The 9314-nt window shown below is 74.7% G+C and carries 8 protein-coding genes; 5 read left to right on the plus strand and 3 right to left on the minus strand.

From position 1 onward, the window contains the following. Positions 1 to 124: 124 nt before the first annotated feature. From ACFWJ4_RS32800 to ACFWJ4_RS32810, 3 genes are all read right to left on the minus strand, one after another. The gene (locus tag ACFWJ4_RS32800; RefSeq protein WP_380550631.1) at positions 125 to 1912 is read right to left on the minus strand and encodes a glycoside hydrolase family 3 protein; all 1788 of its coding nucleotides are present in this window, start codon (positions 1910 to 1912) and stop codon (positions 125 to 127) included. Next, complete coding sequence (locus ACFWJ4_RS32805) at positions 1909 to 2691, minus strand: tyrosine-protein phosphatase (protein ID WP_380550633.1); 783 nt, start codon at positions 2689 to 2691, stop codon at positions 1909 to 1911. Before ACFWJ4_RS32805 ends, ACFWJ4_RS32800 begins: the two co-directional genes overlap by 4 nt. A 187-nt stretch (positions 2692 to 2878) precedes the next feature. Then, on the minus strand, positions 2879 to 3478 hold the full coding sequence (locus ACFWJ4_RS32810; protein ID WP_380550636.1) for a TetR family transcriptional regulator: 600 nt from the start codon (positions 3476 to 3478) through the stop codon (positions 2879 to 2881). Positions 3479 to 3803: 325 nt separating this feature from the next. On the opposite strand from ACFWJ4_RS32810, the gene ACFWJ4_RS32815 reads away from it, so the two are divergent. The 5 genes from ACFWJ4_RS32815 to ACFWJ4_RS32835 form a co-directional block, all read left to right on the plus strand. Beyond that, entirely contained in the window at positions 3804 to 5363 is a 1560-nt protein-coding gene (locus ACFWJ4_RS32815; RefSeq protein WP_380550639.1) for an ABC transporter substrate-binding protein, read from the plus strand. Further along, positions 5360 to 6328: an ABC transporter permease gene (locus ACFWJ4_RS32820; RefSeq protein ID WP_380550642.1), complete on the plus strand. Its 969-nt coding sequence runs from the start codon at positions 5360 to 5362 to the stop codon at positions 6326 to 6328. The genes ACFWJ4_RS32815 and ACFWJ4_RS32820 overlap by 4 nt, the downstream gene beginning before the upstream one ends. Then, positions 6315 to 7292, plus strand: a complete 978-nt coding sequence (locus ACFWJ4_RS32825) for an ABC transporter permease (protein WP_380550645.1) — start codon at positions 6315 to 6317, stop codon at positions 7290 to 7292. Before ACFWJ4_RS32820 ends, ACFWJ4_RS32825 begins: the two co-directional genes overlap by 14 nt. Next, the gene (locus tag ACFWJ4_RS32830) at positions 7289 to 8320 is read left to right on the plus strand and encodes an ABC transporter ATP-binding protein (protein ID WP_380550648.1); all 1032 of its coding nucleotides are present in this window, start codon (positions 7289 to 7291) and stop codon (positions 8318 to 8320) included. The genes ACFWJ4_RS32825 and ACFWJ4_RS32830 overlap by 4 nt, the downstream gene beginning before the upstream one ends. Continuing rightward, the coding region (locus ACFWJ4_RS32835; RefSeq protein ID WP_380550651.1) for an ABC transporter ATP-binding protein at positions 8317 to 9314 on the plus strand (998 nt) is incomplete at its 3' end. The genes ACFWJ4_RS32830 and ACFWJ4_RS32835, both read left to right, overlap by 4 nt.

Raw genomic sequence — 9314 nt, forward strand, 5'->3', positions numbered from 1 at the left:
GCCATGGTCGCATCCGGCCGAGGTGAACCTTGGCGTCGGCCGGGATCGGAAGGGGCTCGACGCTGCTGACCGAGCGCCGGCATACGAGGACCCGCCCCGGGGGCGCTCCCCGGGGCGGGGTGGGTCAGCTTCCGGCGGGGGCGCGGTGGCCGTGGCGGAAGAGCGGGGCGCGGGTGTCGAAGGGGACGTCCTCGCGGGAGGCGGCGACGGCGGCGTCGGAGGCGGGCAGGTCGAACGGGAGGGTCGCGGTCATCGGGGCGCGGCCGAGGGCGGCGTCCAGGACGACCTCGTCCGCGGCGCCGAACTCCCCGATCAGCAGGGTCGCGTGCGGGGCGAGCGGGGTGAGCACGGCTGGCCGTTCCAGCTGGGCGGCGAAGACCGTGGGGACAGCGGCGGCCAGGGCGGTGAACCGCTCGACCTCGGCCGCCTCGAACTCCAGCGAACCGCTGTGGAAGTGCTGTTCGAGCATGCCCTCGCGCCGCTCGTACGGGGTGGCGAGGCGGACGACGGCCAGGTCGGCCTGCTCGGGGTGCTCGACGAGGCTGCCGTACCCGGCGGCGACCTGCGGGTCGATGCCCTCGATGTAGAGCCGGGTGGCGGCGGTGGCCGTACGCGGCTCGCCGGCCAGGTGGACCACGGAGCGGCGCTGGACCTCGCGGCCGAGCGCCCGGCCCTCCGGGGTGCCGACCAGTTCGGCGGCGGCCTCCACGTCGACGTACGGGTCGTCGAAGAGGCCGAGGCGGAACTTGTCGCGCAGGATGCGGCGGGCCGACTCGTCGAGCCGGGCCTCGGTGACGGCGCCGGAGCGGACGGCGGCCAGGACCAGCTCCGGGTCGGTCTCGCCGCCGAGCTGGTCGGCGCCCGCGTCGAGGGTGAGCACGACCTGCTCGGCGACGGACAGCTCCTCGACGCCCCAGTGCCGCGGCGGCAGGGTGACCACGCCGGGGACGCTCATGCCGGTGATGGCGTTGAAGTCGGTGCAGACCACGCCGTCGAAGCCGTAGCGCCCGCGCAGCAGGCCGGTGATGACGTCCCGGTTGAAGTTGGCGCCGACCTCGGCGAGGCCGCTGCCGGAGGGGATCGCGTAGGCGGGCATGATCTGCGCGGTGCCCGCGGCGAAGGCCGCCTCGAAGGGGCGCAGGTGGGTCTCCAACTCGCCGCCGGGGTAGACCAGTCGGCGCCCCGCGGCGAAGTGCGAGTCCTCGCCGCCGGCCTGCGGGCCGCCGCCGGGGAAGTGCTTGGTCATGCAGGCGACGCTGTCCTGGCCGATCCGCTCGCCCTGGAGGCCTTCGATGTAGGCGGTGATCATGCGCGAGGCGCGCTCCGGGTCCTCCCCGAAGGTGCCGCTGATCCGGGCCCAGCGGGGCTCGGTGGCGAGGTCGGCCATCGGGTGGATGGCGACCCGGATGCCGACGGCGCACAGCTCGCGGCGGATCAGGTCGGCGTAGCGGCGCACCAGTTCGGGGTCGTCGGTGGCGGCGAGGCCGATCGGCTCGGGGCCGGTGCTGAAGCCGCCGCCGGTGTGGGCGGTGGCCGGGTTGGCGGTGAAGCCGTGCCGGGGGTCGGAGGAGAGGGTGACCGGGATGCCCAGCCGGGCGGCCGCGGCGAGGTCCTGGACGTGGTTGTTCCACGCGGCCATCGCGCGCGGGTCGGGGACGGCCATCATGGCGAAGTGGGTGAGGCCGCGTTCGGTGATCAGGTCGGCGCCGGAGGGGAACGGCGGGTGTTCGCCGGGGAGCATCCGGCCGTGCAGCATCAGCGCGGCCTTCTCCTCCACGGTCATCCGGCCGAGGAGGTCCTCGACCCGCTCCTCGACGGGCAGCCGCGGGTCCTCGTAGGGCTCCATGGTGCCGTTGTGGTTGAGGTCGCGGAAGGGCGTGCCGTCGGTGTGGTGCAGCAGGGTCGTCGTCATGCCGTCACCTCGGCGGCGTTCGACACGGCGGTGCGGACGGCAGTCGCAGTGCGGGCGGCGGCCTTGGCGTGGAAGGCGTCCAGGGTTTCCGCGGTGACCCCGCAGGTGGCCAGGAAGGCGGCGGCGCCGCCGTGCTTGGTGCGGACCAGGTCGAGGAAGGCGCTCATCGCTCCGGCGGGGGCTTCCAGCAGCGGGGCGGGGACGACCAGTCGGCCGGCCTCGGCCTCGTTGAGGGCGGCGCGGTTGCGGTCGGCGAGGCCGGCCCAGATCTGCTGGATCGCCTCGTTGGTGCGGGCGTAGTCGGCGACGATCTCCTCGGCGGGCACCCCGAGCAGCTCCAGCAGCAGCGCGGTGAGCAGCCCGGTGCGGTCCTTGCCGGCGGCGCAGTGCACCAGCACCCCGCCGGGGCGGGCGGTGGCCTCGACGGCGGCGGCCAGGGCCTGCGGCGCGGACTCGGCCATCAGCAGGTAGAAGGCGCCGAGGTCCTCGGCGGTGGTCATGGTCCGCATGGCCTGGGCCAGTTCGTCGTTGGTGGGCTCGATCCGGGCGGCGACGACGGCGATGCCGGCGGCCTCGGCGGCGGCCCAGTCCTCGGGGCTGCTCTCGGCCTCGCCCCGGAGGTCGACCACGGTGGTGACGCCGTGCTCGCGCAGCTGGGCGACGACGTCCGCGTCGGCGGCGGGGAAGGGCTGGGCGGAGCGGAACACGGCGCCGGGACGGATCCAGCGGCTCGCGGGGTCGGCGAGCACGGCGGGGTCGCGGAAGTTGACCAGGGACATGCGGGGGCCTTTCGGGATGTGCGAAGGGTCTTGCGAGGGGTGTGACGAGAGGTGTGGCGAAGGCGCGCGGCAGGGCCGCGCGAGGGGTGACGAGGGGCTGCGGAGGGGGGGAGTTGGGCGTGCGGTGCCGTCCGGGCGGCCGGCAGCGCGCCCGGGAACGGGAACGGGAACGGTGACGGGGCTCGGGTCAGCCCGCCACGGCGAGCACGTCCCGGTAGGCCTTGACCCAGCCGGCCAGCGTGCCGCTCTCCTGACCGATCAGGATGTGGCGCCGCACCATGCCGCCGAACATCGCGCCGAGCGCGGTCGGGCGCAGATCGGTGTCCGGGTCGGTGCCGAGCCGCTCGGCGGCGATGGTGACGGTGTGTTCGATGAAGGCGTCGATGACGACCAGGGCGTAGTTGTGGACGGAGTGCACTTCGAGCAGGCCCCTGCGCAGCCGCCGGCGGCGCTCGGTGTGCTCGACGGGCTCCTCCAGCCGTCCGCCGGTGACGGTCAGCGCGTGTTCGAGCGCGGCCCAGAGCGAGAGTTCGGCGGGAGCGGCGGCGAAGGCGTCGAGGACGACGTGGCCGAAGTCCCAGCCGAACAGCAGGGCTTCCTTGGCCGGGTAGTAGCGGAAGAAGGTGCGGTGGGCGACGTCGGCGCGGCGGCAGATCTGGTCCACGGTGGTGCGTTCGTAGCCCTGCTCCTCGAAGAGGTCGAGCGCCGCGGAGCGGATGCTGTCGCGGGTGCGCGCCTTCTTGCGGTCGCGCATGCCCGGCTCCGCCGCGGTGTCCGTCCCCTGCATCGTTCTTCCGCTCCTGTTCGGTGAGTTGGGTGTCCGAGTCGGTTCCGAGTCGGTTCCGAGTCGGTCTGTTCCGGTCTCGGGCGAGTGCCTGATCCGGTCCCGGGCGAGTGCCCGGTCCGGGCGTCGGTGGGGCCGCCGAGGGGGCGGCTGTCAGTACCGAATCACGTCCGACCGTGCTCGCTCAAGGCGGGAGCCGACTCTTCCGGGTTTCGTCATCCGAAGTTTGCACAACTGCCTTTTGGCAGTACTGCCACTTCCGAAATGGTGTGGACGTCGGCGGCCGCACTCCCCCTGGCCGCCCCCGCACCCCCCGAACCGAGGAACCATGAAGCGGCACACCCACCTCCTGGTAGCCGCGGCCTGCACGGCCGCGCTCACGCTCACCGCCTGCTCCGCCTCCGACGACGCCCTGTCCGGCACCGGCGCCGCCGCCGGGAACACCGGAGCGGCGGCCGACGGGCCGACCGTGGACGGCGGCACGCTCAAGATCGGCCTGGACCGGCCGTTCGCCAAGCTCGACCCGGCCGACGGAACGCTGATCCAGATGCCGATGATGGTCCTCGCCAACGCCCTGTACGACCCGCTGATGGTCAACGGCGACAACGGCACCGTCCAGCCGTACCTCGCCAAGTCCTTCACCCCCAACGCGGACGCCACGGTCTGGACCCTCGACCTGCGCGAGGGCGTGACGTTCAGCGACGGCAAGCCGCTCGACGCCCAGGCCGTCGCCGACCACGTCACCCGGCTCGCCAAGCCGGAGAGCAAGTGCGCCTGCGCCCTCGACGCGGCCGCCATCGGATCCACCACCGTCACCGGCCCGACCACCGTCGCCTTCACCCTCAAGGCGCCCGACGCCGCCTTCCCGAACCTGTTCACCCGCTCGCTCGGCTACGTCTCCGAGGCCCCGTCCGGCGACTCCCCCGCCGTCGGCTCCGGCCCGTACACCGTGGAGAGCGTGCAGCCCGGAGTCTCCGTCACCCTGACCCGCAATCCCGCGTACTGGGGCGCCAAGGGCCACGCCGACAAGCTCGTCTACCGGGTCCTGCCCGACGCCGACAGCCGCTACCAGTCGCTGCGCTCCGGCGACACCGACCTGATCTGGACCGAGACGCCCAGCCAGCTCAAGCAGGCCGCCGCCGACGGGCTGCGCACCGCCACCGGGCCCGGCTCCACCAGCACCGTGCTGTTCAACACCAAGGCCGCGCCCTTCGACGACGTCCGGGTCCGCCGGGCGGTGCAGTACGCGATCAACCGCAAGGCCCTGGAGAAGGTCGTCTTCCTCGGTCAGGGTTCCGTCGCGGACGGGCCGATCGGCTCCCGCTCCCCGTACCGCACCGCCGCCGGGTACCCGGCCCACGACCCGGCCAAGTCCCGTGCCCTGCTGGCCGAGGCCGGCCACCCCGACCTCGCCTTCGAGTACCTCGTCGACAGCCGCCCCGAGGCCCAGCAGCGCGCCACCGTGCTCCAGCAGATGCTCGGCGAGGCCGGGATCAGGATGACCGTCAAGCCGCTCGACAACGCGGGCCTGGGCACCGCGATGCTCCAGCGCAAGTTCCAGGTGATGGACTTCATCACCAGCATGTTCGGCGACACCGACACCGCGCTCAGCAGCCTCTACCTGCCGAACTCGCCGTACAACTTCATGAGTTGGTCGGACCCCGAGGCCCAGAAGGCGATCACCGAGGGCCGCGCCTCGACCGACCCGGCCAAGCGCTCGGCCGCCTACGGCCAGGCCGCCGCACGGGTCGTCGGCGAGGCGCCGATGGTCTTCCTCACCGAGAACACCGTCGGCTTCCTCGGCACCGCCAAGGTCGGCGGGCTGCCCGACCTGTCCAGGCGCACCGTCCTCAACGTCTCCCCCGCCACCCTGTGGGTGAAGCGATGACCCCCGGCACCCGGACCGCCCTGCGGTACGGCGGGCAGCTCGGCCGCGCCGCGGCCGTCCTGCTGCTGGTCGCCGTCGGCGCGCTCGCCCTGCCCCACCTGATGCCCGGTTCCCCCGCCGTCGCCGCCCTCGGCCCCACCGCCACCCCCGAGCAGATCTCCGCCTACGAGGCCGGGCTCGGCCTGGACCGCAACGTGCTCGCCGCCACCTGGCAGTGGATCGGCGACGCCCTGCACGGCGACCTCGGCCACTCGCTGTCCACCGGAGCGGCCGTCACCGGCGAACTCGCCGACCGCGTCCCCGTCACCCTCGAACTCTTCCTCGCCGCCCAGCTGGTGGCGCTCTGCCTGGCCGTGCCCGTCGCCCTGCTCTCCGCCTGGCGGCCCGGCGGCACCTTCGACAGGCTCGCCACCACCGCCACCTTCTGCTGGCTCGCCGTCCCCGGCTTCGCCCTCGGCCTGCTGCTCATCTGGATCGCCGCCGTCCAGCTGCGCGTCCTGCCCGCCACCGGCTGGATCCCGTTCACCGAGAACCCGGCCGAGAACCTGCGCCACCTGGTGCTGCCCGCCCTCACCCTCGGCCTCACCGAGGCCGCCGTGTTCACCCGCACCCTGCGCGGGCAGCTGCTCGACACCCTCGACCAGCCGTACATCGCCGCCGCCCGCAGCCGCGGCATGGGCACCACCCGGCTGCTGCTGCGCCGCGCCCTGCGGCCGTCCAGCCTGCCGTTGGTGACGCTGATCGGGATCGGCATCGGGACCTCGCTGGGCGGCTCGGTGCTGGTCGAGTCGCTGTTCGCGGTGCCCGGCGTCGGCAGCCTGGTCTCCGGGGCCATCGCCGGCCGGGACTTCCCGGTCGTCCAGGCCGTGGTGGTGGTCAGCGCCGTCGCCGTGGTCGCGGCCACCTTCGCGGTCGACCTGCTGTACCGCACGATCGACCCGAGGATCGCCCATGAGCACCGCTGAGACCACCACCGTGACCGCCGAGAGCGCCGCCGGGACCACCGAGACCACCGAGACCGATGGGAACGTCGCCGACATCGCCGCCGGGACCCCAACCGCCCGCCGCCGCCCGCCGGCCGGGGTGCTCGCCGCCGCGGCCTGGCTGGCCGTGGTCGCCCTCGCCGCCCTGCTGCTGCCCCTGCTGCCCGGCTTCGACCCGCTGCACGGCGACTTCGCCCACCCCTCCGCCGCCCCCGGCCCCGGCCACTGGCTGGGCACCGACGGCTCCGGGCGGGACATCCTGCAGCGCACCGTCGCCGGCGCCCGCGCCTCCTTCACCGTCGCCGCCCTGACCGTCCTGGTCGGGCTGCTCGGCGGCGGCGCGCTCGGCCTCGCCGCCGGCTGGTTCCGCGGCCCGGTCGACAAGGCCATCGGCTTCGCGACCGACCTGCTGATGTCCGTGCCCAGCCTGATCCTGGTGATGATCGTGGTCTCGATGCGCGGCCCCGGCCTCACCGTCATCGGCGGCCTGATCGGGCTGTTCACCGTCCCGCACTTCACCCGGGTGGTGCGCGCCGTCGTGCTCTCGCTCGCCGAGCGCGGCTTCGTCCAGGCCGCCCGCATGATCGGCACCGCCCCGCTGCGCATCCTGCGTCGCGAGATCGTCCCGCACGTCCTGCCGATCGCGCTCACCTTCGCCTTCACCGCCACCACCGTCGCCATCGTCGCCGAGGGCTCGCTCAGCTTCCTCGGCTTCGGGCTGCGCCCGCCGGAGCCCTCCTGGGGCGGCATCATCGCCGAGGGCCGCACCACCCTCGGCAGCGCGCCGTGGATCTCGCTGGCACCCGCGGCGGTGCTCTGCCTGACCGTCCTCGCCCTCAACTACCTCGGGGAGCACCTGCGTTCGGGCGCTCCCGCCGCAGCCAAGCCCACCGCAGCCAAGCCCGCCGCTGCGAAGTCCACCGCCACGAAGGGAGCGCGCGGATGACCTCCGCCCCCGTCCTCGACGTCCGCTCGCTGGACACCGTCCTGCACACCCCCGACGGGCGGGCCCTGCACGTCCTGCACGGCGTCAGCCTCACCATCGCGGCCGGCGAGTGCCTCGGCGTGGTCGGCGAGTCCGGCTCCGGCAAGTCCGTGCTCGCCCGCGCCGTCCTCGGCGTCGGGTCGCGCACCACCAGGGCCGTCGCCACCGGCGAGATCCGGCTGAACGGCGAGGACCTGCTCGCCGCCACCCCCGCCCGGCGCGCCGAACTGCTCGGCACCGGCATCGCCATGGTCCACCAGGATCCGATGACCTCGCTCAACCCGGTCGTCCGGATCGCCGACCAGGTCACCGAGTCGATCACCAACCGGCGCCGCCTGTCCCGGCGCGAACGGCTGCGCACCGCCGCCGAGTTGCTCGCCGCCGTCGACGTCCCCGACCCCGCCCGGCGGGCCCGCGCCCACCCGCACGAGCTCTCCGGCGGCCTGCGCCAGCGCGTCGGCATCGCCGCCGCCCTGGCCGGCGAACCCGTCCTGCTGCTCGCCGACGAACCCACCACCGCCCTCGACGTCACCGTCCAGCGCACCGTCCTCGACCTGCTCGACCAGCACCGGGTCGACCGGGGCCTGGCCACCCTGCTGATCACCCACGACATCGGCCTGCTGTACGGGCGGGCCCGCCGCATCGCCGTCATGTACGGCGGCCGGATCGTCGAGACCGGCTCCACCGAGGCCGTCACCCGGAATCCCCGGCACCCCTACACGGCGGCGCTGCTGCGCTCCGTCCCGCGGGTCACCGGCCCGCTGCGCCGCACCCTGCCCGCCATCCCCGGCTCACCGCCCGACCTCACCCGGCCCATCCCCGGCTGCCCCTTCGCCCCGCGCTGCGAGCGGGCGACGGAGCTGTGCACGACGACCCCGCCGCCCACCCGCACGGCGGCGGACGGGGCGGACGGACACACCGTCGACTGCCACTTCCCGCTCACCGCGGCCGACCCCACCGCTCCCGAGGAACTGGAGTCCGCGGCATGACCACCACCCCCGAAACCGTCGCCCCCGACACCGCCGGCGCCGGAACTGCCGACGCCGGAACTGCCGACGCCGGTACGGCCGTCCTGGACGCCACCGGCCTCGGCGTCGTCCACCGCACCCGCTCCGGCCCGCTGCACGCCGTCAGCGGCGTCGACCTGGCCCTGTATCCGCGCCGCACCCTCGCCCTGGTCGGCGAGTCCGGCTCCGGCAAGAGCAGCATCGCCAAGGCCCTGCTGCGGCTGCCCCCGCCCACCACCGGCACCGTCACCCTCGACGGCACCGACCTCGCCACGCTCTCCCCGCGGGCCCTGCGGGCCGTCCGGCCCCGCCTCCAGATGGTCTTCCAGGACCCGCTCTCCTCCCTCAACCCGCGCCGCCGGGTCCGCGACCTCGTCGCCGAACCCCTCGACGCCCACCCCGACCCGGCCCGCGAGCGGGACCGCGAGGAGATCGTCACCCGGCAGCTGGAGGCCGTCGGCCTGCCGCCCGCCCTGTTCGGCGACCGCCGGCCCCACCAGCTCTCCGGCGGACAGGCCCAGCGGGTCGCCATCGCCCGGGCGCTGGCCGCCGGACCGCGCGTCCTGATCGCCGACGAGGCGGTCTCCGCCCTCGACGTCTCGGCCCAGGCCACCGTGCTCAACCTGCTGCGCGACCTCACCGAGGAGCGCGGGCTGGCCGGCCTCTTCATCTCCCACGACCTCGGCGTGGTCCGGGCGGTGAGCGACGAGGTGGCCGTGCTCCAGCTCGGCCGCATCTGCGAGCGCGGCCCCACCGAGGCCGTCCTCGCCGCCCCGGCCCACCCCTACACCGCCGCCCTGCTCGCCGCCGTCCCCGAACCCGGCCGCCCGCTGCGCGACACCGGCCTGCTCCCCACCGACCCGCCCACCCCCCGCGCCCCGCCCAGCGGCTGCCGCTTCCGCACCCGCGGCCCGCTGGCGGTCAGCCGCTGCGCCACCGAGGTGCCCCGCCCGCGGGGGGGGGCGCCCGGCCGCAC

The organism is Kitasatospora sp. NPDC127067, from assembly GCF_042724755.1.
GTDB classification, from domain to species: Bacteria; Actinomycetota; Actinomycetes; order Streptomycetales; family Streptomycetaceae; genus Kitasatospora; species Kitasatospora lactacystinica.